This is a genomic window from Salmonella sp. NW645 (assembly GCF_051703725.1).
In the GTDB taxonomy this organism is placed as follows: Bacteria; Pseudomonadota; Gammaproteobacteria; order Enterobacterales; family Enterobacteriaceae; genus Salmonella; species Salmonella enterica.
In genome coordinates, this window is record NZ_JAMMKR010000001.1 from 614,060 (window position 1) to 639,840 (window position 25,781).

Annotated in this window: 22 protein-coding genes; 3 read left to right on the forward strand and 19 right to left on the reverse strand. The window is 54.4% G+C overall.

Annotation, left to right across the window (positions count from 1 at the left end; genetic code table 11):
* Window positions 1-22 precede the first annotated feature (22 nt).
* The 14 genes from cpsB to NA389_RS03280 all read right to left on the reverse strand — a co-directional run bounded on the left by cpsB (window position 23) and on the right by NA389_RS03280 (window position 14,173).
* Entirely contained in the window at window positions 23-1,465 is a 1,443-nt protein-coding gene (gene cpsB, locus NA389_RS03215) for a mannose-1-phosphate guanyltransferase (RefSeq protein ID WP_000605955.1), read from the reverse strand.
* Window positions 1,462-2,685: a colanic acid biosynthesis fucosyltransferase WcaI gene (gene wcaI / locus NA389_RS03220; protein WP_000699652.1), complete on the reverse strand. Its 1,224-nt coding sequence runs from the start codon at window positions 2,683-2,685 to the stop codon at window positions 1,462-1,464. Before wcaI ends, cpsB begins: the two co-directional genes overlap by 4 nt.
* Window positions 2,682-3,155 carry a GDP-mannose mannosyl hydrolase gene (locus NA389_RS03225; RefSeq protein WP_001667082.1) on the reverse strand — a complete coding sequence of 158 codons (474 nt, stop codon included), beginning with the start codon at window positions 3,153-3,155 and terminating at the stop codon, window positions 2,682-2,684. Before NA389_RS03225 ends, wcaI begins: the two co-directional genes overlap by 4 nt.
* 2 nt (window positions 3,156-3,157) lie before the next feature.
* Entirely contained in the window at window positions 3,158-4,123 is a 966-nt protein-coding gene (gene fcl, locus NA389_RS03230) for a GDP-L-fucose synthase (RefSeq protein ID WP_001041702.1), read from the reverse strand.
* Window positions 4,124-4,125: 2 nt separating this feature from the next.
* Window positions 4,126-5,247, reverse strand: coding sequence for a GDP-mannose 4,6-dehydratase (gene gmd / locus NA389_RS03235; protein ID WP_000048160.1), 1,122 nt, complete (start codon window positions 5,245-5,247; stop codon window positions 4,126-4,128).
* A gap of 23 nt (window positions 5,248-5,270) precedes the next feature.
* Window positions 5,271-5,825, reverse strand: coding sequence for a colanic acid biosynthesis acetyltransferase WcaF (gene wcaF, locus NA389_RS03240; protein WP_001153603.1), 555 nt, complete (start codon window positions 5,823-5,825; stop codon window positions 5,271-5,273).
* A gap of 15 nt (window positions 5,826-5,840) precedes the next feature.
* Window positions 5,841-6,587: a colanic acid biosynthesis glycosyltransferase WcaE gene (gene wcaE, locus NA389_RS03245; RefSeq protein WP_000480132.1), complete on the reverse strand. Its 747-nt coding sequence runs from the start codon at window positions 6,585-6,587 to the stop codon at window positions 5,841-5,843.
* A gap of 12 nt (window positions 6,588-6,599) precedes the next feature.
* Window positions 6,600-7,814, reverse strand: coding sequence for a colanic acid polymerase WcaD (gene wcaD, locus NA389_RS03250; protein WP_000091402.1), 1,215 nt, complete (start codon window positions 7,812-7,814; stop codon window positions 6,600-6,602).
* A complete protein-coding gene (wcaC, locus tag NA389_RS03255; protein WP_001023839.1) occupies window positions 7,789-9,006 on the reverse strand; it encodes a colanic acid biosynthesis glycosyltransferase WcaC in 1,218 nt (405 codons plus the stop codon). The genes wcaD and wcaC overlap by 26 nt, the downstream gene beginning before the upstream one ends.
* Window positions 9,003-9,491, reverse strand: a complete 489-nt coding sequence (gene wcaB, locus NA389_RS03260) for a colanic acid biosynthesis acetyltransferase WcaB (protein ID WP_000888723.1) — start codon at window positions 9,489-9,491, stop codon at window positions 9,003-9,005. Before wcaB ends, wcaC begins: the two co-directional genes overlap by 4 nt.
* Before the next feature lie 2 nt (window positions 9,492-9,493).
* Window positions 9,494-10,336 carry a colanic acid biosynthesis glycosyltransferase WcaA gene (gene wcaA / locus NA389_RS03265; RefSeq protein ID WP_000205695.1) on the reverse strand — a complete coding sequence of 281 codons (843 nt, stop codon included), beginning with the start codon at window positions 10,334-10,336 and terminating at the stop codon, window positions 9,494-9,496.
* An 86-nt stretch (window positions 10,337-10,422) separates the two neighbouring features.
* Complete coding sequence (wzc, locus tag NA389_RS03270) at window positions 10,423-12,582, reverse strand: tyrosine-protein kinase Wzc (protein WP_000137228.1); 2,160 nt, start codon at window positions 12,580-12,582, stop codon at window positions 10,423-10,425.
* Window positions 12,579-13,028, reverse strand: a complete 450-nt coding sequence (gene wzb / locus NA389_RS03275) for a low molecular weight protein-tyrosine-phosphatase Wzb (protein WP_000482224.1) — start codon at window positions 13,026-13,028, stop codon at window positions 12,579-12,581. The genes wzc and wzb overlap by 4 nt, the downstream gene beginning before the upstream one ends.
* A 5-nt stretch (window positions 13,029-13,033) precedes the next feature.
* Window positions 13,034-14,173 (reverse strand): polysaccharide export protein, encoded by a 1,140-nt coding sequence (locus tag NA389_RS03280; protein ID WP_000978077.1) that lies wholly within the window; start codon window positions 14,171-14,173, stop codon window positions 13,034-13,036.
* Between the two features lie 674 nt (window positions 14,174-14,847).
* Between NA389_RS03280 and NA389_RS03285 the strand changes: the two genes are divergently transcribed.
* Window positions 14,848-16,428, forward strand: a complete 1,581-nt coding sequence (locus NA389_RS03285) for a TerC family protein (protein WP_000454726.1) — start codon at window positions 14,848-14,850, stop codon at window positions 16,426-16,428.
* Window positions 16,429-16,513: 85 nt separating this feature from the next.
* Here the strand turns inward: NA389_RS03285 and asmA are convergent, their stop codons facing one another.
* From asmA to udk, 3 genes are all read right to left on the reverse strand, one after another.
* Window positions 16,514-18,370, reverse strand: a complete 1,857-nt coding sequence (asmA, locus tag NA389_RS03290; protein ID WP_061377780.1) for an outer membrane assembly protein AsmA — start codon at window positions 18,368-18,370, stop codon at window positions 16,514-16,516.
* Window positions 18,371-18,408: 38 nt separating this feature from the next.
* Window positions 18,409-18,990: a dCTP deaminase gene (dcd, locus tag NA389_RS03295; protein ID WP_001234783.1), complete on the reverse strand. Its 582-nt coding sequence runs from the start codon at window positions 18,988-18,990 to the stop codon at window positions 18,409-18,411.
* A 90-nt stretch (window positions 18,991-19,080) separates the two neighbouring features.
* Window positions 19,081-19,722, reverse strand: coding sequence for a uridine kinase (gene udk, locus NA389_RS03300; protein ID WP_000132082.1), 642 nt, complete (start codon window positions 19,720-19,722; stop codon window positions 19,081-19,083).
* Between the two features lie 330 nt (window positions 19,723-20,052).
* Here udk and NA389_RS03305 point away from each other — a divergent pair, with 330 nt between their 5' ends.
* Window positions 20,053-23,043 carry an MASE1 domain-containing protein gene (locus tag NA389_RS03305; protein ID WP_000042928.1) on the forward strand — a complete coding sequence of 997 codons (2,991 nt, stop codon included), beginning with the start codon at window positions 20,053-20,055 and terminating at the stop codon, window positions 23,041-23,043.
* Here the strand turns inward: NA389_RS03305 and alkA are convergent.
* Complete coding sequence (gene alkA, locus NA389_RS03310) at window positions 23,011-23,880, reverse strand: DNA-3-methyladenine glycosylase 2 (RefSeq protein WP_000494715.1); 870 nt, start codon at window positions 23,878-23,880, stop codon at window positions 23,011-23,013. The two genes, NA389_RS03305 and alkA, sit on opposite strands and share 33 nt — an antisense overlap.
* Window positions 23,881-24,013: 133 nt before the next feature.
* On the opposite strand from alkA, the gene yegD reads away from it, so the two are divergent.
* A complete protein-coding gene (gene yegD, locus NA389_RS03315) occupies window positions 24,014-25,366 on the forward strand; it encodes a molecular chaperone (RefSeq protein ID WP_000469638.1) in 1,353 nt (450 codons plus the stop codon).
* A gap of 98 nt (window positions 25,367-25,464) precedes the next feature.
* Here yegD and NA389_RS03320 read toward each other — a convergent pair whose 3' ends face one another.
* Entirely contained in the window at window positions 25,465-25,524 is a 60-nt protein-coding gene (locus NA389_RS03320; RefSeq protein ID WP_105887528.1) for a type I toxin-antitoxin system Ibs family toxin, read from the reverse strand.
* Window positions 25,525-25,781 lie beyond the last annotated feature (257 nt).

Sequence of the window (25,781 nt, forward strand, 5' to 3'; positions counted from 1 at the left end):
TTACCGGGCACCGTTGCAGGCGTCAGACCCGCCCGTAACGGTCCTCGAACCGCACCACGTCGTCCTCTTCGAGATACGAGCCGGAACGCACTTCAATTAAATCGAGCGGTATTTTTCCCGGATTTTCCAGGCAGTGGGTCGCCCCCAGCGGAATATAGATGGACTCGTTTTCACCGAGCAGCTTAACCTCGCCGTTGATGGTGACTCTGGCGGTCCCTGCCACCACCACCCAGTGCTCGGCGCGGTGATGGTGCATCTGTACCGACAGTCCTTCCCCCGGCTTGACGGTAATGCGCTTCACCTGATAGCGCTCGCCCGCGTCGATGGAGTCGTATTTGCCCCACGGGCGGTAAACCTCGCGGTGCATGTGGTGCTCATGGCGTCCGTCGGCCTTGATCTTCTCCACCACCTTTTTCACGTCCTGCACCGCGTGGCGATCGGCAATCAGCACGGCGTCTTTGGTCTGCACCACCACCAGATCCTTCACACCGACGGTGGTCACCAGGCCGGATTCGGCGTAAACGTAGCTGTTTTCCGTTTTATGGCTGATGACGTCGCCGTGGTGGACATTTCCCTCCGGGGTGTGGGCGCTGATTTCCCACAGCGAGGACCACGAGCCGACATCGCTCCAGCCCGCGTCCATTGGCATCACCACCGCGTCCGCCGTCCGCTCCATCACCGCGTAGTCAATGGACTCTTCCGGACAGGCGAGGAAGGCCTCTTCATCCACACGAATGAAGTCAAGATCCGGATCGACGCCGCGCATCGCCTGTTCACAGGCGGCCAGAATATCGGGGCGGAACTTTTTCAGCTCTTCCAGATAGCGTCCGGCGCGGAACAGAAACATGCCGCTGTTCCAGTAGTAATCGCCGCTGGCAACGTAGGCCTGAGCGGTTTCCAGCCCCGGCTTCTCAACGAACTGCGCCACCTCAAAAGCCACCGCATCCGTCGCGCCCGGCACGACATCACCACGCCGGATATAGCCATAGCCGGTTTCCGGCAGATCCGGCACGATACCGAAGGTCACCAGTTTGCCCGCGTCGGCATAGGGCATGGCGCTGCGCACCGCGTCGCGGAAGGCCTCTTCATTGGCGATCGCATGATCCGCCGCCAGTACCAGCATCAGCGGATCGCAGTCCGTATGCTGGCGCGTCGCCGCCAGCGCCGCCAACGCAATCGCCGGCGCGGTATTGCGCCCGGCGGGCTCAAGAATAATGTTCTCCGTCAGCTTATTGAGCTGGCGGAGCTGTTCGGCGACGATAAAACGGTGCTGTTCGTTGCAGATAACCACCGGGCTTTCGCACTCCACGCCGTTCAGACGGCAAATGGTGGTTTGCAGCATGGTGAGATCGCCTTTCAGGCACAGAAACTGTTTTGGATAAAGCACGCGAGAAAGCGGCCACAATCGGCTACCGGAGCCACCGGCCATCACAACCGGGTAAAGTTTTGTCTGACGCATTATCATCCCCGAATATCTGCAATAAATTGGCGTAGCACGTTCTCTTTATTGAGCGTGCGTTCGGCGTATTCACGTGCCGTCGTGTTGTTTTTCGGCATGGCGAGCGCCTGGCTAATCCCGTTGACCAGCGCGTCGGTCGACTCCGGCTCCACACAAACGGCGATGCCCGGATAGCGCGCGCAAAGTTGTCCTAATTCGGTGTGCGGCTCAGCGGTAATCACCGCATTACCGCCAACCGCCAGAATGTTAGTCAGCTTGGAGGGCAGTACCGCATCCGCCGCGCCGCGCTTTTGCACCACCAGATGGCAGTCGCCCATTTTCAGCAGCGCGGGTAAGGCGTCGTAAGGCTGCAGCGGGAGGAATTTAATATTTGGCAGGCCGCGTTCGCGGGCCATGTTCTCCAGCCGCGCCTTGCCGCCCCCCTGGCCGACAATCGCAAAAATCAACGGTCGATCGCGTAATCGTTCCGCGGCGTCAATCACCTTTTCCAGCCCTTGCTTTTCGCCGATATTGCCGGAATAAAGCACGATTTTTTTACCCTCTGGCAAGCCAAGCTGCTGACGCAAAGCCGTCACGTCAGCGTCATTAACGTCCTGAAAGCGCGCCACTTCCGACCAGTTCGGAAAAAAGAGGATTTTTTCCGCCGCGACGCCCTTTTCCCGCGCTTTATTCATCATGGAGCGAGAGATGGTCGAAACATTATCAACGTTACGCAGCGCGCTACGTTCAAAGGCCGTTGCTAACCGCGCTACGCTGCCGCGCTTACCTTTTCCCGCCATTCCTAAGCCAAGCATGGCATCCACTTCGTAATCCTGAATATGCAGTACGGTACGCGCGCCGGAGAGTGTCGCCAGCAGACGCATTCCCGGCGTACAAAAGAGCGTCGGTACAACGCCGATAATCCGATCCGGCTTCCAGCGACGCTGCGCCATCAGTGGGAAAAAACTGCTCAATGCAAAGCTCCCCAGATGAAGCAACCGTTTTAAGGTGGAGGGCTGTTTCGGCACATACAGCGGGCAGCGCCAGACGGTAGCCTCGCCCTCTTCCCGGCGATAGCGCCAGGCGGAATAGCGCTCGCCGACCTTCCACTGCGGGTAGTACGGCGGCGCAGTAATGACCCGCACCTCATGGCCTTCCCGCGCCATCCACGCCACCATTTCGCCGGTATATTTGCCGATACCGGTCAGTTCCGGCGAATAGTTAATGCCATAGACCAGGATCTTCATAGGCCCACCGCCGGCGCGTCAGGAGAGAAGTAGGCCCGACTGTTCTCATGAACATTATCGCCTGCCAGAAGCTGTTCCGGCGTCAGCCAGCGGTAACTGCCATGCTGCGCGTCAGGCAGGCGTAAATCGCTCTCCGTCACGCGCAGACGAAAGCCGAGCACGATGTAGTGAGTTGAAAAATCCTCACCGGAAAAGTTGTCGTCATAGAAGTGCTGCCAGACGCCATAAAACGTCCCTGCCGCCAGCGGCAGACGCACGCCCAGTTCCGCCTGCGTCAGGCGTGCAAAGGCGGCCTCCAGCGTTTCGTCTTTGCACACCCGCCCCCCCGGCACAAACCAGTAGCCCTGCGCCGGACGGTTGAGACGCTGGCCCAGTAAAATTTCCCCCTGGCCGTTTTCCACGATGAAATCGAGGGAGATGAGGGGCGTGGTCCGCACCACGGCGGCGAAATCTTCCTGACGTAAAAACATTGTCACCCCCGGAACCGTTGCTGATTCTCAAGGAACCACTGGTAAGTACCGGCAAGCCCTGCCTCCAGTGAAATTTCGTGATACCAGCCAAGCTGATGCAGGCGCGTGACGTCGAGCAATTTACGCGGCGTGCCGTCCGGCTTCGTGGCGTCGAACACCACCCGGCCCTGGTAACCCACCACCTTTGCGATAGTCTGCGCCAGCTCGCGGATGGTGCAGTCCACGCCAGTGCCGACGTTAATGTGCGACAGCATCGGGGCGGTGTTCTCCTGCCACACTTCGCGCGCCAGCTCCATCACGTGAATACTGGCCGCCGCCATATCGTCAACGTGCAGAAATTCGCGCATCGGCGTGCCGCTGCCCCACACCACCACCTCCGGCGCATGGCTCTGCGCAGCCTCATGAAAGCGGCGCAGCAGCGCCGGGATCACATGTGAATTGTCCGGATGGAAATTGTCATGCGGGCCGTACAGGTTGGTCGGCATCACCGAACGGTAGTCGCGACCGTACTGCCGGTTGTAGGACTCGCACAGTTTAATCCCGGCGATCTTGGCGATGGCATACGGCTCGTTGGTCGGCTCCAGCGTTCCCTGCAGCAGCTCGCTTTCCGCCATCGGCTGCCTTGCCAGTTTCGGATAGATACAGGACGAACCGAGAAACAGCAGTTTGTTCACGTTGTGCAGGTGCGCGGCGTGAATAATGTTGCTCTCTATCATCATGTTTTCATAAATAAAATCCGCCGGATACGTGTTGTTGGCGACAATGCCGCCCACTTTCGCCGCCGCCAGATAAACCTGGTCGATACCCGCCCCGGCAAAGAACGCCTGTACCGCGCGCCCGTCGAGCAGATCCAGCTCATCGCGGGTGCGCAGCACCAGCTCCACGTCGCCGCGCTGCGCAAGCTGCCGTACAATGGCGGAGCCCACCATCCCGCGATGGCCCGCCACAAAAATTCGTTGCTTATTCATTCTCAGGACTCCAGCGCGATGGCCACCTCGTAACCGTGAGATTTCAGCAGTGAGTGTTTTTTCGCGGCCTCCAGATCGTTCGCCACCATCTCGGAGACCATCTCCGACAGGGTGATTTCCGGTTTCCAGCCCAGTTTCTCATGCGCTTTGGACGGGTCGCCCAGCAGGGTTTCCACTTCCGCCGGACGGAAATAACGCGGATCAACGGCCACAATCACATCGCCCGGTTTCACGCCCGGCGCATCGTGTCCGGTAACGGATACCACGATCCCTTTTTCATTAATGCCTTCGCCTTCAAAGCGCAGTTTTATCCCCAGTTGCGCCGCCGCCAGCTCCACAAACTGGCGTACGGAATACTGCACGCCGGTGGCAATCACGAAATCTTCCGGCTGCTCCTGCTGTAACATCATCCACTGCATTCGCACGTAATCTTTCGCATGACCCCAGTCGCGCAGCGAGTCCATGTTGCCGAGATACAGGCAGGACTCCAGTCCCTGGGCGATATTGGCGATGGCGCGGGTGATCTTACGGGTGACGAAGGTTTCGCCGCGACGCGGGGACTCATGGTTAAACAGAATGCCGTTACAGGCGTAAATACCGTAGGATTCACGGTAGTTGACGGTGATCCAGTAGGCGTACAGTTTCGCTACCGCATAGGGGGAACGCGGGTAGAACGGCGTGGTCTCTTTCTGCGGAATTTCCTGCACCAGACCGTACAGTTCAGAGGTGGAGGCCTGGTAGAACCGCGTTTTCTTTTCAAGACCGAGGAAGCGGATCGCCTCCAGCAGGCGCAGCGTGCCCATCGCATCCACATCGGCGGTATATTCCGGCGACTCAAACGACACCGCCACGTGGCTCATCGCGCCCAGGTTGTAGACCTCATCCGGCTGCACTTCCTGTAAAATGCGGGTCAGGTTGGAGGCGTCGGTCAGGTCGCCATAATGCAGATGAAATTTCGGGTTGCAGCTGTGCGGGTCCTGATAAATATGGTCCACGCGCTCGGTATTAAACGATGACGCGCGGCGCTTGATACCATGCACCTCATACCCTTTTTCCAGCAGAAATTCTGCCAGGTAAGACCCATCCTGTCCGGTTACGCCAGTAATGAGAGCGACTTTTGACATTTTCATTTCCTCAAATAGTCCCGTTAGGGAGTAACTTTCTGAACGCGCTGGCGCGTTACCACTGCGGGATTGCCCCGACAAATCGCATTTGCCGGTAATGATTTAAATACGCTGCTGCGCGCGCCGACGACGGTGCCATGACCTATCGTCACGCCGGGCGCGACAAAAACATCGGTCGCCAGCCAACATTTTTCGCCAATAACAATCGGCGCGGCGTTAATATCGAAATGAGCGCTGGTATAATCATGGCTACCGGTACACAAATACCCTTTTTGTGAAATAACCGCATGTGCGCCAATATTAATTTCACCCAACGTATATAACACAGCGTCGTCGCCTACCCAGGCATAATCGCCGACGGTTAATTTCCACGGGTAGGTAATTTTTACTGACGGTCGAATAACCACATTCTTTCCAATTTTGGCGCCAAACAGACGCAGCAAAAAGGCTCGCCAGCGATACAATATTTGCGGCGACCCAGCGAATAATGTCGCCTGTACCGCCCACCATAATTGTACTTTTAGCGCATTAGCACCGCGGAACCCCTTCGGCACCGTAAAGCCGCTAAGATCCTGCATAATAACTCCCGGTGATTAGACTTTGTTATATCGCGCTTTTGTTTTACCCGTCGTTTTCAGACGTAATAAATAGGATAATTGCGCCCAAAACCCTGGCACACGTAATATTTTTCGCTGTACGTTTTTTGCATCCTGACATAATTCCAGATTATTCGAGGTTGACACGCCGCCCATCGAAAACTCAGATACCAGTCCGTTAATTCGCCGAAAAGGATAGCCTGCTTTATAGAGACGGGCCGCCAGCGCATAATCTGAAGAGACATGATATTGCAGATCATAAGGATACTTTTTTAACGCTGCCGTCGGGAAAAATATCGCCTGATGGCTGGCTGGCAAACTATGGTAGATATAATACCCGGGTTTAGCCTTCCGGCGTATTTTATGCCCGCCGCCGAAATCCAGCAGCGCGTCGCCAATATACATCGCCTCGCCCTTTTGTCGCGCCAGTTGGCGGACAAACAGCGCGGCATCATCATGGAACGCATCACCGGAATTAAGAAACAGGGTATAGCGCCCCTGCGCCAGCGCAATGCCTTTATTCATGGCATCATAAATACCGCGATCCTTTTCACTGATAAAACGCAGGTTAAACTCACCGTGACGTTTTTGCAGAAATTCGCGCGTGCCGTCCTCCGAACCGCCATCCACTACGATCCATTCAAATGACAGGCCCGGATCGCGCGCCAGATTGCGCAGCGAGCGCCAGGTTTTTACCACCCCTTCGTAATTGCGAAAGGCGACGGTAACGACGCTTAAAAACATGCAACCACCCCGTTATGAAATTTTTAACGCCTTGCGCAAAATGAACGGACAGACGATTAAAAAAGCATATTCCGGGCTAAATATTGAACCGGTAAAAAACAGCGACACCGGCGTAAAAAGATAGAGCTGCACCCGAAAATTACGATTATCGCCAAACGCATTTAGCGCCATTTTTAAAACTTTCCCCATATACCACAGCGTCATTAGCACTGCGAACCAGGAAAAATAAATAATCAGCAGATACAATCCATTGTCTATGGTTTTCCCGACATCCGCACCGTTAAAGATTCCGAATGATGCAACATATTCATAAAGTGAGCCAAATCTGACTACACCATCAATATGGGTCAAGGAATATCCGACCATGACTAACGGGCCCACAATACGATAATAAGAAGATGAGCCTTCCGTCCCTAAATCGCCAAGTCGTGTCGCGATATAAGGAAATGCAATAATTACCCCAACCAAAAACAGGGTTAATGAGACCAGCGCCAGTGGAAGTTTTTTCTTTATCGCATCCTTATTCAAATATTGGAACGCCCACTCCAGAAGATAAAACAGGATAAAGGTCATTACCCCTGAAAATGATCCTGATAATATTATCCCTGCCAGAATCATAGCATCGCTTTTCGGTGTTTTGATACCAAACTGTTTGATGCTCAGCCAAATTGAGATTAGTGCCAAAGCGAAAAATGCCGGTTCAAAATAAAGCGCAGTGGTACGCTTACCGCCAAATTTTATGAAGTTCAGTACGTAGCTATTACTGTAAATGAGATATTTCGAAATTCCTTCCATAATACTGCTGCCGCCGGTAAGGATAATTTGCGCCATCTCAACCGCGGCGAGCGCGACCACTATACCCACCACCAGATAAAAAAAACGCAAAATCTTTCGGTGGTTATGCACGGAAATGGTTTTGAATCGGATACTCCAGACCATCCCGATAATGACCACAATATAGACAAACAGCATCGTGGACGTGACATATTTACCAGCATTCAGCGACTGGCCGAACAGGAAGTTAAATGCCGTAAGCCCCGCGCCGATGCCTAAGGCGATCATCAATTTTTTTACGCTAATGCGTTCCACAAATAACAGCAGCAACAGCGGTAAAAAAGTGACGATGGTAATGGGAAAGCTTTCCCCCAGTTGGGCAATCTTGACATTGACCAGTAGGTAGATCAGCGGCAGCAGCAGATAGCTACAGATTCTGATAGAACGAGACATACTCCTCCAGCATCTGTTGACCGCTGTACGCGACGCGGCTACGCATACGAAAGGCGTCCAGCGTTGCGCCGAATACCGCCTGAGCAATCTCTGGCTTACGCCGCTGCGCCAGGCGCAGTACATCTGTAGCGGCAAAGGTCTGGCCGCCGGATTTCGCCAGCACCTCCTGCGCCGCCTCGCTGTGGGTAGCGAGCACCGGTACGCCGATCGAGAGCGCTTCACACAAGATCAGCGGATAGTTATCGACCCGCGAGCTAAAGACCAGCGCATCCATCTCATTGAGCGCGCTCATTAATTTGCGCTTATCGGTTTCAAAACCGTGATTAACAACGTTTTGACCAGTAAAAGGCGAAAATTTACCGAAGGTATGCAGTTCAATTTTTTCGCCCAGCGCCATCATGTCGTGTACCAGACGCTGGTCAGTTTTGCCGTCATAACGCAAGTCATGCGCCACAATGGCAATTCGCGGTTTTCCCGGATTCAGCGGCACAGGTGATAGCTGCGCGAGAATCGCCTCGGTCGCCAGATCGATACCGTTGTTAATAATCTGGCAGCGCCCCGCGCCATAAACGCTGTTAAAGGCCTCGGCCACGTGCTGGCTCGGCGAAATAAACCGGCAGCCCAGCCGCAGCATGTCCCGAAAGTGCTGACGTTTGCCGTCAATAAGCTGGTGCGCCCGATCCACCCTGACCGGCGGATAATTGCTTAGGGTCGGGCATTTTTGGCAGCCGCTTTTCCAGCCCTCGCAACCGTCGGTGAAGGCGCAACGCCCGGTGACGCTCCAGTGATCGTGCAGCGTCCAGACCAGCGTGACGTCCGGTTTTTGCGCTTTGACTTTTTCGCAAAACGTCACGATGTCCGCCAGGTTTAGCCAGTAACTGTGGAGAACATGAAAATGCAGCACCAGCGGGCCGGATGTCTGGATAACCGTGCGGTAAAGATTGTCGAGATTGCCAAACAGATCGCGATTCAGGAAACGAAATAGCGCGATATTGGCGATTGCCGTGCCGCGCGGCGTCTGTTTTATCACCTGCGGATAGCGGTGGTGACTGACGCTTTTTTTTCCGCCTTTGCCATAACCATAGACAAAACGCGACGTCAGCCCTTTTTGCAATGCCCGCAGATGGAGATCCAACGCCACTCCCGCCGCGCCGCCTTCCGCCAGCCGTACATTAAATTGCAGAATATTCATGTGCTGACCTTCACCCGTGCTTTTTCTCCCACCACCAGCGCATGGTCCGGAATACTGTCAAGCACCACGCTACCCGCGCCAATCGTGACGTGATTACCGATAGTAATATCGCCAAGCAGGATGACATTCGCCCCCAGCTCAACGCCGTGACCAATCACCGGACAAGCCAGGTTGTCCGCGCCGCGATTGCCAATGGTGACGCCGTGGCGAATGGTAAAATCGTCGCCGGCGACGACATGTTTGTTGATCACTACCGCGTAACCATGATGGATAGTGAACCGCCGACCAATGGTCGCGGCGGCCTGGATTTCATACCCGAACAGGCATTCCGTGATCACGCGATACAGCACCAGCACCGGCGCGGCCCACAGATTATTCAGCACATTCTTTTTGCGCCAGACGGAACAAAAATGAGCGATACGGTAGGCCAGCACCATGCAACAGGGGCGTAAGCTCCAGCTATTCGCGCGTAAGTCTTCCAGCATCGTTATCGCCCCCGCAGCCCGGCCGCCAGGCGTTTGCTATTACGCACGGAGAGCAACGTCAGCAACGTGCGCCAGGTCATTCGCTTATTGCGAATTTGGTACAGGGTAAAAAGCTGGTATTTTTTACTGGCGCGATCAAATTTATCTTTGTGCTTACGATAAAAATGGAAATAGCCGGAGAACTTTTTCGGCGAAGAGGTAATCTGCATCTCGCCGTGGTTGATATGTAAAATTTGCGTCGCCTCTTCGACTTTCCACGGTTCGCCATACTCCACCACCATGCGCAGAAAAATGTCGTAGTCCTGCGCCGCCTTGAGTTCGGTATCGAACAAACACGCTTTAAAACGCCAGGCCCAGGTAAAAACCTGATTGCCAATGATATTGCGCTTGTAGAACAAGCGGCGCGAATAAGGGGATTTCGGATACAGCGGCAGGCTGGCAGGCTGAGAGTAGACCTCGCCCTCACACACATAGTCGTTGGCATACAAAAAGGCGTGCGTAGTCAACTGGTGTTTATGGGCCAGAAACACGCTCAGACGGTTGGGCGTCCATTCATCGTCATCATCAATACCGGTAATGTAGTGCCCTTGCGCCTGCATAATGGCCTGGTTGCGAACCGCGCAGGCGCCAGTATTCCTGGCGTTATGGGTATAACGGACGCGCGGGTCGTTCAGCTCCTCAACAAATTGTTGTAGCTGCTGATAAGACGAGGAGCAATCATCCACGATGATCATCTCCCAGTGGCGGTAGTCCTGACGTAGTACTGATTTAATCGCCCGGATAGCCAACTGCTGCCTGTTCCAGGTTGGCATATAAATTGAGATCAGCGGATTGTCTGTTGTCATGCTTATTCCCCAGATAGTTTTGCCGCATGGCGCTACGCTTGTCCGGCCTACAGTCACAGGCCGCGCCATCCGGCACGCCTTATTTTTTATTTGGAATCTGACTGGTATTCATACTCGTAATAGCCATAATCCTGGTAGCCCGTCGCCCGGCGGAAAATGGAGTTGAGAATGACGCCTTTGACCTGAATGCCATTCTGGTCAAAACGGCTCAGACTGGTTTCCACTTCTTTCAAGGTGTTGACGGCATAACGCGCCACCATCAGCGTCGTCCCGACGTGGCGACCCACAATCGCGGCGTCCGTCACGGCCAGAATCGGCGGCGTGTCGATTAATACCAGGTCGTAGCGGCTGCTTGCCCAGGCGATCAGCTCGCCGAAGCGCTCGCTCACCAGCAGTTCTGATGGGTTAGGCGGTACCTGACCGCGCGGAATAAGATCAAAATTAGCGATCGCCGTGGGTTTCGCGCAGGAGGCTATCTCGCCTTTGCCCGCCAGAATGTCAGATAAGCCGTCCACGTTATTGGTGCCGAGCAGTTCATGGGTGTAGCCCTTGCGCATATCGCAGTCGATCAGTAATACCCGTTTATGCGTCTGGCTGATGACGGCCGCCAGGTTGGCGCAAACAAAGGTTTTGCCGATAGAGGGGCTGACGCCTGTGAGCATGAGTACATTATTTTGCGCCTGCATCATGGCGAAATGCAGGCTGGTGCGCAGGCTGCGAATCGCCTCAATCGCCAGATCGGTCGGATTGCCCACCGCCAGCAGTTGGCTCTGCTTGTAACGCTTAATTCCTTTAATGGTTTTGACGCTATCGCGCGCTTTTTGCCATTCCGACAGCGGAATACTGGCATAGACGCTGATCCCGTGCTCCTCCAGCGCCTGCGGGCTTTCAATACCGCGATTAAACAGCGAGCGCAGCAGCACGCCGACAATCGATAACATTAATCCCAGAATAATGCTGCCGAGAATAATCAACGCCTTTTTCGGCTTCAGCACGCCCGGCTGGGTAATCGCCGGGTCAACGATGCGCACGTCGCCAACGGTGCTGGCTTCGGTGATTTTCAGCTCCTGCTGTTTATTAAGCAGTTGCATATAAACCTGCTGGCCGGACTCCACATCACGGGTCAAACGCACAATCTCCTGCTGGGTTTTCGGCATTGCCGTCACCCGCCCGTTCAGTTTGGCTTTTTCATCTTCCAGCGCTTTACGTTTTTCCAGCAGGGTGCGGTAAGCCGGATGCGCTTTGGTAAAGAGCTTGGAAATTTCCGCCTCTTTAAACGTCAACTCATTCAACTGGGCGTCGATATTAACCATCGAATCGAGCACCGCCTTCGCCTCCAGCGGTAAATCCACCGAGTCTTTATCCTGGCGGAAAGCGTTTAGCTTGTTTTCCGCCACATCCAGACGGCTGCGGACTTCCGGCAGTTGTTTTGCCAGAAACGCCAGGCTCTTCCCCGCCTCTTCAGATTTCCGCGCAATATCCTGTTGCAGATAGTTACGGGTAATACTGTTGAGAATTTCGCGGATCTGGTCGCGATCCTCTCCCGTGAACGTCAGGCTCAGAACGCCGGTATCTTTGCCGGTTTCCGTTACGGTGAGGTTATTTTGCAGGTTATTAATCATGCCAAGCGTTGAGAATTTACTCACCGTAAATTCCGTATCAGGACGGGCGTCAATCGCCTCTACCCGCATCGTCACGCCGTCTTTATTGAGTGGCTGGCCCACAACGCCCTGCGCGCTAAATCCGCCGTCGCTAACCAACTGATAACGTTTGTCGCCCAGCACTTTGAGGGTGAAGATCTGTCCGCTCATCGTCTCTGGTCGGGTGAATGTCGTGACTTTCACCATTTCATTGTGACGCCCCATCAGCCGCTCCCACCCGGCGCCGAACAGCGGAAAGGTGTTTTTGGTGACGGCAATATCCAGATCCAGATCGTCAACGGTCTTCCCCAGCACCAGGCGCGATCGAATGAGCTGAATTTCCGCATCGGAAGCCGGCGGCTTATTCGCTAATGCGCTGTTGATATCCTGTACCAGCGAATTACCGGCGTTTTGTTCAATCTGTACCAGCGCATCGGCGCTATAGATGGGCGTGGCGAAGAACGTATAAATTACCGCGCACAGCGCAAATATGGCCGTCGTCCCCAACACCCACCAACGCGCTTCAATCACCGTTCCGACCAGACGCCCGATATCGATTTCATCGCTACCCGTAACCGCCGCAGATTGTTTTACTTTTTCTGTCATGGTTTTCCCTGCTCTGCATTCAGTGCCTGCGCCCACTGGCGGGCAGACCTTTCCAGTAATGTGTACACCGCCTCAAACGCATCGCGGCTTTTGCGATACGGGTCCGGTATTTCACGCTCGCTGTCCCAGTGACCAAACAGCATTACCTTGCCGCGCATTTCCGGCGCAATGTCGCACAGGGCGGCGATGTGACGTTTCTCCATCGTCAGAATCAGGTCATATTCCCGGCACAGACGCGCGGAAATTTGCCTTGCGCAGTGATTTTCCAAAGACAGATCGTGGGCGCTCGCCACGCTCGCCGCCGCAGGATCGGCGCCTTTGCCGACCAGCGCGCCTAATCCGGCGGACGCAACCGTCAGCGAGGGATGAAAGCGCTTTAGCAAACGTTCCGCCGTCGGGGAACGGCAAACATTCCCCACACAGACCACTAAAATTTTGTTAAACATAACGATTACCAGGAATGAATGTCGCTGGCCGTATCCGTCATATAACGGACACCGCTAATGGTCGGCAGCAACTGATTGATCAGACGGTTCCAGCGAGCAACCGGCGCGGTCGTGACGTACACCACATCGTAAGGCTGAAGTCGGAATTCCGTCGCCATCACCAATGACGTGGCGTCAGACATATCAAGCTGGTAGATATTGGCGATCTTGCCGCCGCGTCCCCCCTCGCCTTTCAACGGACGAATCACAAAAATGCCGCTGGCGTTGGAGGTGGTCAGATCGATGCCTTCCGCATTGCCCAATGCTTCGGTGAGCGTCATACCGCTGAAATCCATTTTGAGGGTGCTCTGTTTTTTCACTTCGCCCATGACAAAGACTTTCAGATCGTCATTGCGCGGCACATACAGAATGTCGCCAGGGTAGAGCAAGCGGTTCTGGCTAAGATCGCCATTTTGCATCAGCGCCTGTAGCGAAATGCGCTGTTCTTTGCCGTTGTGCGTCAGCACGACGTTGCGCCAGTCCGCCATATCGGTCAGGCCGCCCGCAGCGTTAATCGCATCCAGGACGGTTAGCGGTACGTTAGTAATGGCCTGCTGACCGGATTTATTCACCTGGCCGGAGATGTACGCTTTTTGCGAGCGGAAAGCGGCGATATTGACATCCACCTGCGGGTCCGCGATGTACTTCGCTAAACGCCCGGTAATATCGCTGCGAATCTCTGACAAAGTTTTACCGACGACGCTAACCTTGCCAATGTAGGGATAAAACATGGTGCCGTCCGGCTGAACCCAGTTGCCGGTATCGCTTGAGCTGCGGTACTGGCCTGCTGGCGTGGTCAATTCCGGGTGATCCCAGACGGTGACATTCAGCACATCGCCAGGCCCGACGCGATACTGATAACTGGCAATCTCCTGGTCCAGCGACATATTCGGTTGCGCGACATTGGGCCGCGGGCGTAATTGCTCAACCAACCGTGGCGTCAGCGGATACACATTGACCATCCGGTCGAGATCAAAGTCAGCGTCTTGCTGTTTGATCACATCTTTCCCCATCGTAGACATATTGCTGCCCGGAAGTACTGTGCAACCACTTATCAAGCTGAGCGACGCCAATAATGGCATCAATTTCATTTTGGATTTCATCATTGATTATTTATCACTTTGGCAGAGTCATTATCCTGTGCAATTTAAATAGCGGCTTCGTCCGTGCACATTTACCTTGCAGTTAATGGCAGAGAAAATTAACTGGCATCATTCTGAAAAAAAATCAATTCATCCGCAGGCTATTGACAGAATAATAAAGGCTTATATTCAGGCTTTCAGGCACGCTACCGCCCCTGGCTTCTTAGCTACCAATACACTGATTATTCTAAATTTTCGCATTCCCCTCCGATTTCATCCTCGTTCAGATAAAAATCTTCAGCGAAATAAAGGTTACGTATTAATAGTTTTCTCGATGTCGTGACAGGATATTTAAGCGCGCTATCTTAATCCTGCAAGAATTGTTGCAGCTAACCCAATGACAGGCAAGGTAACAAACCCGCCATTCTATATTTTTAAGATTAATATTAAATGAATTAACAGATGATTTTAGGATTTTATTGATGTTGACAATATTTATTTACTCCACTCCACCTGCGATATTTCCTAAATATATTCTTGACATTATTTAGTTTCCGACAGAAACATTACGGCTATTTTAAAGTTATTTTATAGCCGCGTAACAAAGATAAATTGCTCTGCGGCATTGCATTTTTCCGCCGTATTATCCATGATCGAATTGTGACAATTGTCATATTACAGAAGGTATTGCTCTTACTATGGAATGGATTGCCGATCCGTCAATCTGGGCCGGACTGGTAACGTTAATCGTTATCGAACTTGTTCTCGGCATTGATAACCTGGTCTTTATTGCCATCCTCGCTGAAAAACTACCGCCGGGGCAGCGCGACCGCGCGCGCATTACCGGCCTGATACTGGCGATGATCATGCGCCTGCTGCTGCTGGCGTCAATCTCGTGGCTGGTCACCTTGACTAAGCCGCTCTTTAGCGTACAGACGTTAAGCTTCAGCGCCCGCGATCTGATTATGCTGTTCGGCGGCTTCTTCCTGCTCTTTAAAGCCACCATGGAGCTCAACGAACGGCTGGAAGGGAAAGATAGCGCCAACCCTACCCAGCGTAAGGGGGCGAAATTCTGGGCGGTGGTCGCGCAAATCGTGGTGCTGGACGCTATCTTTTCTCTCGACTCCGTGATTACCGCCGTGGGGATGGTCGATCACCTGGCGGTCATGATGGCGGCAGTGATAATCGCCATTAGCCTGATGCTGCTCGCCAGCAAGTCACTGACCCGATTTGTGAACAACCATCCCACCATTGTCATTTTGTGTCTTAGCTTCCTGCTAATGATCGGCTTTAGCCTGGTGGCGGAAGGGTTTGGTTTCCACATTCCGAAAGGGTATCTGTACGCGGCTATCGGCTTCTCGGTGATGATCGAGGCGCTCAACCAACTGGCTATTTTTAACCGCCGCCGTTTTCTTTCCGCTAACCATACGCTGCGCCAGCGCACAACGGAGGCCGTGATGCGGCTGATTAGCGGTAAAAAAGAGGATGCCGAACTGGATGCGGAAACCGCCGCGATGCTGGCAGACCATGACGACAGCCAGATTTTTAATCCGCAGGAGCGCAGGATGATTGAGCGGGTGCTAAATCTCAACCAGCGCACCGTAAGTAGCATCATGACGTCGCGTCATGATATCGAGCATATCGATCTCAACGCGCCGGAAGCGGAAATCCGCGCTCTGCTGGAAAAGAACCAGCATACGCGTCTGGTCGTGACGGGTGAAAATGAACAGGAAGATTTACTCGGCGTCGTCCACGTCATCGATCTGTTGCAACAATCGCTGCGCGGCGAACCGCTCAACCTGCGGGCGCTGATTCGCCAACCGCTGGTTTTCCCGGAAACATTGCCGCTGCTGCCTGCGCTGGAGCAGTTCCGTAACGCCAGAACCCATTTTGCCTTTGTCGTAGATGAGTTTGGCTCGGTTGAAGGCATTGTGACATTAAGCGATGTCATGGAGACTATCGCCGGTAATCTGCCGAATGAAGTCGAGGAAATTGACGCCCGCCACGATATTCAGAAGAACCCGGACGGTTCCTGGACAGCAAACGGCCATATGCCGCTGGAGGATTTGGTGCAGTACGTGCCGCTGCCGCTGGATGAAAAACGGGAATACCATACGATTGCCGGATTATTGATGGAATATTTGCAGCGCATACCGCAAACCGGTGAAGAGGTTCAGGTGGGTGATTATTTGCTGAAAACATTGCAGGTAGAAAGCCATCGAGTGCAGAAAGTGCAGTTAATTCCGCTCCATAACGGCGAGCCAGACCAGGAAATGTAACGTCTGTTCGCCTGCCCCGGCCTGCTTACCAGGCAGGCCGGAGGCGCGTTAGCCTCGCCATCCGGCTCTGCCCTTTGACCAAAAACTACAGCTTATCCAGCAGTTTCTTCACATCTTTACCGTTGCGGGTATCTTTATTGCGATCCGCCCAATCATTGAGCCGACGCTTCGCCTCATCCTGTAAATGCTTACGCAATAACTGATCCACTTGCAGGGTATAGTTCAGCTCCTGCCACTTGCCATAGACGCGCAGCGGCACCGGCGTCTCTTTCAGGAAAGTGATCAGGTTGCTATCGCCGTTCCAGCCGCCCAACACACGCAGATTAAATTGCGTATCACAGCTCTGCTTAACCAGATCCAGCGTTCCGCTGCCGGTTAACGCCAGCATAGAAGATTGCCCGACCATGTCGTCGAGCGTCAGCGTGCCCTTATTTAGCGTCAGATCGGTCGTGAAGCGATCCAGTCGGGTCGCGTTGTCCATATTTTCCTGCGACTGCTGCGCGTCCCCGCCGCTTCGCTCTACGGCCTGCTGCACCAGTTGCTGGAAATTCATTCCTTCAAGGCGCGTATTGCTCATGTCAACATGCGCTTTTCCTTTCCAGCTGTGGCGAAATGCCTCCGCGTCAATATCCGCCCCGGAGAAATCGCCAACCAGCGACATCTTACCGGTCAGGCTAATCGGATAATTAAAGGCTTTCAGGATAGTCCCAATCTCAACATGGTTGAGGCGAGGGTGGAACTCGATGCGCGGACTGGCGGTGCGGGCGTCAAGCGTGCCGGGCAGCGACATCTCTCCGTCGGCCAGTTTCCCCTGCAACTCGGTGATATCCAGCAATCCGGCCTGATTAGACATCTTCGTCGAAACCTGGGTAAAGTCCATTCCCCGCCAGCGAACTGAATCCGCCTGTAAAGCAATCTCCGCCGTAAAGCTTTGCAGCCCCTGATAAGGCGGCGCACCAACACGCGACGCGATAACTGGCCTGGTCAGGGGGAGCGTATTTTGCCCCTGCGACACCGCGCCGCCCGTCTGTGCCACGGTGCTATGATGCGGCAACAGGTTGTCCAGATTAAGCCTGCTGGACTGGAGGTCAATTTGCCATTCCGGCTGCTCCGCCAGCGTTACCTGAACATGCCCGGTCAGAGAACTGTCATTCGCCGTTAAATTTAAGTGGTTAAATGAAAGACGTTTTTGCGCCTCCTGCCACTGCGCCTGCAGTTGTCCCTGCCCCTCAATCCCCTGCGCCGGTAGATCCGCGCCCTGCAATTGCCAGCGCAGTTGCTCAATACCCGCGGTTAAATTATGCGGATAATCGGAAGCATCCACCGTTCCGCTGAACGATAAAGCAAGATCCCGCTGATCGCGGTTCACGCGTCCCGAAAAATCAAACGTGCCGCGATGCTCGGCATCTTGTTCCATATTCAGACGAATATCGCGCACCGTGACCTGATCATCATTTTCATGCTGGAAAACCAGCACGCTGTCGGCAACGCGCAGGCTACGAATATCAAACGACCAGCCGCGATCTTCCGCTACGTCCGGCAAGGTATTATCTTTCGGCGCGACCGGCGCATCATCACTGCGTACCGCTTCCGTTTGCGGCGTCAGTTGAATCACCCCGCCTTTCAGCATCACCTGCTTAACATGAAGCTGATGACTCAACAGCGGCCATAAAGCGACATCCAGGCGCATATTGTCAGCCCGCACCAGCGGTTCGCTGGCGCCTCGCGCCGTTAGCGTCATTCGCCCGGAAAGGATGCTGAGTTGCGGCCATACGTGCCAGCGCAGCGGCCCGTCCAGTTGCAACTGATATTCACTACGCGCGGCAACCTGCTGCACCATATAGGCGCGGAAATCATTCGGATTGACCAACAATACCAACGCAGAGAATCCGGCCACCAGCACGACCAGGAGAATCATCAGCGTCGTCAGAAATCGTCTCATGCTACCCTCAATGGACCGGCAGTATTGCGCCGAATGGCTCAGTCTTTATCAATCCGGCTGGCGACAGCGCCCTGCTGATCGCGATATTTGGCATCCTGACGGCGGTTATAAGGCCGCGCCGCCGGGCCTGACAGCGGCTCAAAGCTCAGCGCGCCGATGAGCATACCCGGACGCAACGCCAGCGGCAGCTTCCCGGAGTTGTAAAACTCAAGCACAATGCAGCCCGACCAGCCGGGATCGATACGGTGCGCCGTCACATGCACCATCAGTCCCAGACGCGCCAGCGAGGAACGGCCATCCAGCCAGCCCACTAAATCCGGCGGCAGGGTAACGGATTCAAAGGTGACGGCCAGCGCCAATTCGCCCGGATGCAGATAAAATGCCTCGCCGTCCGGCAAAACGATTTCATCGCTCATCACGCGATCCAGCGCCGCGCTGACCTCATCTTTCGGCCCGCTCAGATCGATAAACGCCGCCGTATGGCCACGGAAGGTTCGAAATTTATTGCCAAGACGTACATCGACCGTCGCGCCGTTAATGCGCTCTACGGGAGGTCGCGGGGTGATAGACAAACGGCCTTCATCCAGCCAGGCTTCAATATCTCGGTCGCATAAACGCATGGCACTTTCTCCTTTCGCGCATCAAGCCCTTAAATCAAGCACATCAAGGGCTAACCAGGTTATCACTGAACGGTACACAATTCGCCAGATTTATTCAAAGAACTGGCTGATTTTCGCTTTCAGAATATCAATAGCGATGCGGTTTTTACCGCCGCGCGGCACGATAATATCCGCATATTGTTTGGAAGGCTCAATAAATTGCAGGAACATCGGACGCACCGTTTTCTGATATTGCGCCATCACCGAATCCATTGAGCGACCACGCTCGTTCACATCGCGTTTGATACGGCGCATCAAACAGATATCCAGCGGCGTATCGACAAAAATAGAGAAGTTCATCTCTTCACGCAAACGCGCGTCGGTCAGTAACAGAATACCTTCAAGAATAATCACTTTCTTCGGTTCTACGCGAACCGTTTCCTGCATACGGGTATGCTCAACATAACTGTATACCGGTAATTCAATCGCCGAACCGCGCTTGAGCGCCTGAAGATGCTGAAATAGCAGGCTGTGATCCATCGCATTCGGATGGTCATAGTTGGTTTTTACGCGTTCTTCCATCGACAGATGGCTTTGATCTTTGTAATAACTGTCTTCGGGAATAACGCCAATATGTTCGTCACCCACTTGTTCACGCAATTCGCGGTAAAGGGTACTGGCAATAAGACTCTTGCCGGAAGCCGATGCGCCAGCGATACCGATAATGACGCACTGATGAGACTGATCAGTCATAAATTTAGCGACCTGATTAACCTGGATGTAAGGAAGGGGGGCGCCGAAACGCCAAACGCGGCAATTATAGGGATTTCAGCAGCGCGATACCAGTCCGGCGCTATGCCACGGTGAATTTGTTGGCGGCGCATTCGACGTCGCGACGTAAAAGCGTTCAGTTTTAACGCGGACAGCGGATTTATCGACCCGTCTGGAGGAGGAATACGCCGGGAGCCACAATTTATATTCAGCCAGCGTATAAATCATTACGCGTTTATACTAGCATAATCACAGAGTAAACTGACGCGTCCGGTATTCCGCGACGTTACCGGCAATTCGGATAGAGTGGTAATGAGTAAACCATCCCAACATGTTTTCGTTACCGTCCCCCACCCGCTATTGCGTCTGGTCAGTTTAGGCCTGGTCGCGTTTGTCTTTACGCTCTTTTCGCTCGAATTATCGCGTGTCGGCACCCAACTCGCGCCGCTGTGGTTCCCCACCTCCATTATGATGGTCGCGTTTTACCGCCATGCGGGCCGTCTGTGGCCTGGGATCGCGGTCGCCTGCTCGCTCGGCAGCATCGGCGCCTCACTGACTTTATTTCCTGCCGCCTCGCTTAACTTTAGCTGGACGGCAATAAATATTATCGAGGCGGCCACTGGCGCGATACTGCTGCGAAAACTGCTCCCCAGCTACAACCCCTTACAAAATTTGAATGACTGGTTTCGTCTGGCTATCGGCAGCGCCGTGATTCCGCCGCTACTCGGCGGCCTGTTATTTTGGCTGATAGCACCGGAAGCGGTCGCCTCGAAAGCGTTTCTGATTTGGGTATTATCGGAAGCCATCGGCGCGCTGACGCTGGTACCGTTAGGTTTACTGTTTAAACCACACTATCTGTTGCGTCATCGCGACCCGCATCTGTTGCTGGAAACGCTATTGACGCTGGTCATTACGCTGGCGCTAAGCTGGCTCGCTATGCGCTATATTCCGTGGCCGTTTACGTGCGTTATCGTCCTGTTGATGTGGAGTGCGGTGCGCCTGCCGCGAATGGAGGCGTTTTTAATTTTTTTAGCTACCGTTATCGTGGTCTCGCTCATGCTGGCCAATGACCCCACGCTGCTCGCCACGCCGAAAACCGACGTGATGGTCAATATGCCGTGGCTGCCTTTTTTAATGATCCTGCTGCCTGCCAATATGATGACGATGGTGATGTACGCGTTTCGCACGGAACGCAAACATATCACCGAGAGCGAATCCCGCTTTCGCAACGCGATGGAGTATTCCGCCATTGGTATGGCGCTGGTCGGTACGGAGGGTCAGTGGCTACAGGTCAATAAATCTCTGAGCCATTTTCTTGGCTATAGCCAGGATGAATTACGCACGATGACATTTCAGCAATTGACCTGGCCGGAAGACCTGAATAACGACCTTGAACAGCTAAACATGCTGGTGCGCGGCGACATCAATAGCTATTCCATGGAAAAACGCTACTACACCCGCAACGGCGATGTCGTCTGGGCGCTGCTGGCCGTCTCGCTGGTTCGGCATAAAGACAATAAGCCTCTCTATTTTATTGCTCAGATTGAAGATATTAACGATCTCAAGCAAAGCGAGCAGGAAAACCAGCGGTTGATGGAGCGTATTACACAGGCGAACGACGCGCTGTTTCAGGAAAAAGAACGGTTGCACATCACGCTTGACTCTATCGGAGAAGCGGTGGTGTGTATTGATGTCGCGATGAATATCACCTTTATGAACCCGATCGCCGAGAAGATGAGCGGCTGGCGGCAAGAGGATGCTTTAGGCGCGCCATTATTAACGGTTCTGCGCATTACGTCAGGTGATAAGGGGCCGCTGCTGGAGGATATTTATCGCGCCGACAGGTCGCGATCGGACATGGAACAGGAGATAGTGCTCCATTGTCATAACGGCGGCTGCTACGATATTCATTACAGTATCACGCCGCTCAGTACACTTGACGGCGATAAGATTGGTTCGGTTCTGGTTATCCAGGACGTTACCGAATCACGAAAAATGTTACGCCAGCTCAGCTACAGCGCAACGCATGACGCCCTCACCCATCTTGCCAACCGCGCCAGTTTTGAAAAGCAGCTTCAACAGCGCCTGCAAACAATACAGGAATCGCCTCAACATCATGCGCTGGTGTTTATCGATCTGGACCGTTTTAAAGCGGTTAACGACAGCGCGGGACATGCCGCCGGCGATGCCTTATTGCGCGAACTCGCGTCACTGATGCTCAGTATGCTTCGCTCCAGCGATCTCCTGGCCCGTCTGGGTGGCGATGAGTTTGGCCTGTTGCTGCCGGATTGTAATAGTGACAGCGCGCGTTTTATCGTGACGCGGCTTATCAACGCCGTTAATGAATATCACTTTATGTGGGAAGGACGCCTGCATCGGATCGGCGCCAGCGCCGGGATCACAATGATAAATGAACATAACTGCCAGCTCACAGAGGTCGTGTCTCAGGCCGATATAGCCTGCTACGCCGCGAAAAATAGCGGTCGCGGCCGTCTGACCGTGTACGAACCGCAGCACGCATTAACCTCCTCAAAGGGAATGATGCCGCTGGAAGAACAGTGGCATATGATTAAAAATAACCACCTGCTAATGCTTGCCAGAAACGTCGCGCCGCCGCGTACGCCGGAGGCCACCAGCTTTTGGCTGGTCTCACTCAGGCTGTGGACCAGCGAAGGGGAAGTGATGGAAGAGCGCGCGTTCCGGGCAGGATTAGCCGACTCCGCGCTGCATCACGCGCTTGACCGACGGGTATTCCATGAGTTTTTCCACCATGCGGCGACCGCCGTCGCCAGCAAGGGATTAAGCGTTGCGCTGCCGCTGTCCGCCGCAGGATTATACAGCGCGACCCTTATTGATGAGCTGCTGGAACAACTGGAGCATAGCCCACTGCCGCCACGGTTATTACATCTGATTATCCCGGCTGACGTTATCGTTAAGCAGGCGCAGACCGCCGCTGCGACTCTGCGAAAACTGCGACAACGCGGCTGCCAGGTGATTCTCAGCCATGTCGGGCGCGATTTACAGCTGTTTAATTTACTGACCCCGCATATCGCTGATTATTTACTGCTGGATAGCGACCTTATCGCCAACGTTCATGAGAGTTTAATGGATGAAATGCTGACCTCGATCATCCAGGGACACGCCCAGCATCTGGACATCAAAACGCTCGCCGGGCCGGTACAAAACCCACAGGTGCTGGATACGCTCTCCCGTATTGGCGTGGATCTGATTTATGGCGACACTATCGCCGAAGCGCAACCGTTGGATTTGTTACTGAATACCAGCTATTTCGCTATCCATTGACGGTTGCCAGCCGTGGGTATACCAGATATGCAGTAGCGCGTAGGAACGCCACGGTTTCCAGCGCTCCGCGTAGCGACGGATCTGCGCGGCCGTCATCCCGGCGAAGCGCTGCTTAATTAAGTAATCGTCGGGCAAAAAGATATCTTTTGCCTGCCAACCGCGCAGGGCGAAATAGTTCGCCGTCCAGCGGCCAATTCCCGGAAACGTTTGTAAATTTTTAACGCTCTGCTCAATATCCGACGGCGCGGCGAGCGCCAGTTTTCCCGCCAGCGTCGCCTGCGCCAGATGAATCAGCGCTTCGGCGCGCCGCAGCGGCATCCCCAGAGCTTTAAGCGCCAGCGGATCGGCCAACGCCAGCGTTTCCGGACCGGGAAAACAGACATAATCGGGCGCATCCGGCAACGCCTCGCCATAGCGGCGCGCCACTTTCGCCGTCAACCTTGCCGCCATCGCGACACTCACCAGTTGCCCCAGTATCGCCCGCACGCCTTGTTCAAACGTATCAACCGATCCCGGTAAACGCAGCCCCGGTCTGTCCTCGCCCAGTGGCCCCAGCACGGCGGCAACCTGCGCGGGCTGGCAGTCAAGATCAAACAGACGCGAAACCTTCGCCAGACACGCCGGCGCGACGGGAAGTAATCCGGCGCTCACGCTAACCTGCACAGTGTGGGTGGGCAGATGGGGCCTCACGCTGACCAGTCCGCGATGCTCGCCCACCACCAGGCTACGCGCATAAAAGCCCTCTCCTACCGTTTCCACGCCGTCCACCGCACGCGCGGCAAGAAAGCCCAACATCCACGACCAGTCGTAAGGCGGCTGCCAGCTCAGGGTAAACATACTTTTCTCCTTTATTTGACCTTTCAGCATAAACGCTAATCGCACGTAACGCCTTGCTTTCATATTCCAGTTGTCGCCGCGACGACATTTCGCTAAAGTCACGCCCCTTCTTCACTGGCATGGGGATTTTAAGGTGTTTATAGGATTTGATTACGGTACGGCAAACTGCTCGGTCGCCATTATGCGCGACGGGCATCCACGGTTGCTGACAATGGAGAATAACAGCGCATTACTGCCGTCTATGCTGTGCGCGCCGACGCGCGAAGCGGTGAGCGAGTGGCTGTATCGCCATCATGATGTGCCGGCAACGGACGAAGAAACCCAGGCGCTGCTACGCCGCGCGATACGCTACAACCGCGAGGAAGATATTGAGGTTGGCGCGCAAAGCGTACAGTTTGGTCTGGCGTCGCTGGCGCACTATATTGACGATCCCCAGGAAGTCTGGTTTGTCAAATCGCCAAAATCCTTTTTAGGCGCCAGCGGCCTGAAACCGCAGCAGGTCGCGCTGTTTGAAGATTTGGTCTGCGCCATGATGGTACATATTCGTCATACGGCGCACAGCCAATTGCCGGAGGCCATTACCCAGGCGGTGATCGGTCGCCCGATCAACTTTCAGGGACTCGGCGGCGATGACGCGAACCGCCAGGCGCAGGGTATTCTGGAGCGGGCGGCAAAACGCGCCGGTTTTCAGGAGGTGGTATTCCAGTACGAACCGGTCGCGGCGGGCCTGGACTACGAGGCTATGCTGCGGGAAGAGAAGCGTGTGCTGGTCGTGGATATTGGCGGCGGCACCACCGACTGCTCCATGCTACTAATGGGGCCACAGTGGCGTCAGCGAGCCGATCGTGAAAACAGCCTGTTGGGGCACAGCGGTTGCCGCGTGGGCGGAAACGATCTGGATATCGCGCTGGCCTTTAAAAATCTGATGCCTTTGCTGGGCATGGGCGGCGAAACCGAAAAAGGCATCGCCCTGCCGGTGCTGCCGTGGTGGAATGCCGTGGCGATTAACGACGTCCCGGCGCAAAGCGATTTTTACAGTAGCGCGAATGGTCGTCTGTTGAACGATTTGGTTCGCAACGCGCGTGAAGCAGACAAGGTCGCGTTGCTGCTCAAGGTCTGGCGCCAGCGGCTTAGTTACCGCCTGGTACGCTGCGCGGAAGAGAGCAAAATCGCCCTTTCCGGCCAGGCGGATATTACGGCGAGGCTGCCATTTATCAGCGACGACCTGGCGGTCGCTATCAGCCAGCAAGGACTGGAAGCGGCGCTGGATCAACCGCTGGCGCGTATTCTGGAACAGGTGCAACTGGCGCTGGACAGCGCGCAGGAAAAACCGGATGTCATCTATCTGACCGGCGGCAGCGCCCGTTCGCCATTGATTAAAAAAGCGCTTTCCGAACAGCTACCGGGCATACCCGTCGCTGGCGGCGATGATTTCGGCTCCGTCACCGCAGGACTGGCGCGCTGGGCGGAGGTTGTTTTCCGCTAAGCGCCTCGCAAGCTCAGTGCTGATGGATTGACATTATTCTTGATGTGGCTTAACGTCAGGAGTGAGGGTAAGGGAGGATTCCTCCTCCCCCTGGTGTCTTAGTAAGCTGGTAGGCTAATCACTAAGAGTATCACCAGTATGATGACTACCTTCATCATAACCCTTTCCTTATTTTGGCCCCTTCCTCGGGAGGGGCTTTTCCGTTTCAGCGTCCTGCTGAAATCGGTGGCTTACCTTCATTGCCGTGCCGCCACTTTACCGCACTCCGGCACGCTAACGATTTTCACCGATGAGAGTTGCGTAGCGCCTCGCAAAGCGGGCCGCCATTCAGAATAATCCCGACCGTGTTCCATAATTCCTCCATTTTTCTCCCTTCCCTGCTGACTACAATAGAGGGAGCAACATTCCGCAAAAC

Coding starts and splice junctions, on each gene's coding strand:
- cpsB (WP_000605955.1), bottom strand. CDS start 1,465: ATGATAATGCGTCAGACAAAACTTTACCCGGTTGTGATGGCCGGTGGC.
- wcaI (WP_000699652.1), bottom strand. CDS start 2,685: ATGAAGATCCTGGTCTATGGCATTAACTATTCGCCGGAACTGACCGGT.
- NA389_RS03225 (WP_001667082.1), bottom strand. CDS start 3,155: ATGTTTTTACGTCAGGAAGATTTCGCCGCCGTGGTGCGGACCACGCCC.
- fcl (WP_001041702.1), bottom strand. CDS start 4,123: ATGAATAAGCAACGAATTTTTGTGGCGGGCCATCGCGGGATGGTGGGC.
- gmd (WP_000048160.1), bottom strand. CDS start 5,247: ATGTCAAAAGTCGCTCTCATTACTGGCGTAACCGGACAGGATGGGTCT.
- wcaF (WP_001153603.1), bottom strand. CDS start 5,825: ATGCAGGATCTTAGCGGCTTTACGGTGCCGAAGGGGTTCCGCGGTGCT.
- wcaE (WP_000480132.1), bottom strand. CDS start 6,587: ATGTTTTTAAGCGTCGTTACCGTCGCCTTTCGCAATTACGAAGGGGTG.
- wcaD (WP_000091402.1), bottom strand. CDS start 7,814: ATGTCTCGTTCTATCAGAATCTGTAGCTATCTGCTGCTGCCGCTGATC.
- wcaC (WP_001023839.1), bottom strand. CDS start 9,006: ATGAATATTCTGCAATTTAATGTACGGCTGGCGGAAGGCGGCGCGGCG.
- wcaB (WP_000888723.1), bottom strand. CDS start 9,491: ATGCTGGAAGACTTACGCGCGAATAGCTGGAGCTTACGCCCCTGTTGC.
- wcaA (WP_000205695.1), bottom strand. CDS start 10,336: ATGACAACAGACAATCCGCTGATCTCAATTTATATGCCAACCTGGAAC.
- wzc (WP_000137228.1), bottom strand. CDS start 12,582: ATGACAGAAAAAGTAAAACAATCTGCGGCGGTTACGGGTAGCGATGAA.
- wzb (WP_000482224.1), bottom strand. CDS start 13,028: ATGTTTAACAAAATTTTAGTGGTCTGTGTGGGGAATGTTTGCCGTTCC.
- NA389_RS03280 (WP_000978077.1), bottom strand. CDS start 14,173: ATGATGAAATCCAAAATGAAATTGATGCCATTATTGGCGTCGCTCAGC.
- NA389_RS03285 (WP_000454726.1), top strand. CDS start 14,848: ATGGAATGGATTGCCGATCCGTCAATCTGGGCCGGACTGGTAACGTTA.
- asmA (WP_061377780.1), bottom strand. CDS start 18,370: ATGAGACGATTTCTGACGACGCTGATGATTCTCCTGGTCGTGCTGGTG.
- dcd (WP_001234783.1), bottom strand. CDS start 18,990: ATGCGTTTATGCGACCGAGATATTGAAGCCTGGCTGGATGAAGGCCGT.
- udk (WP_000132082.1), bottom strand. CDS start 19,722: ATGACTGATCAGTCTCATCAGTGCGTCATTATCGGTATCGCTGGCGCA.
- NA389_RS03305 (WP_000042928.1), top strand. CDS start 20,053: ATGAGTAAACCATCCCAACATGTTTTCGTTACCGTCCCCCACCCGCTA.
- alkA (WP_000494715.1), bottom strand. CDS start 23,880: ATGTTTACCCTGAGCTGGCAGCCGCCTTACGACTGGTCGTGGATGTTG.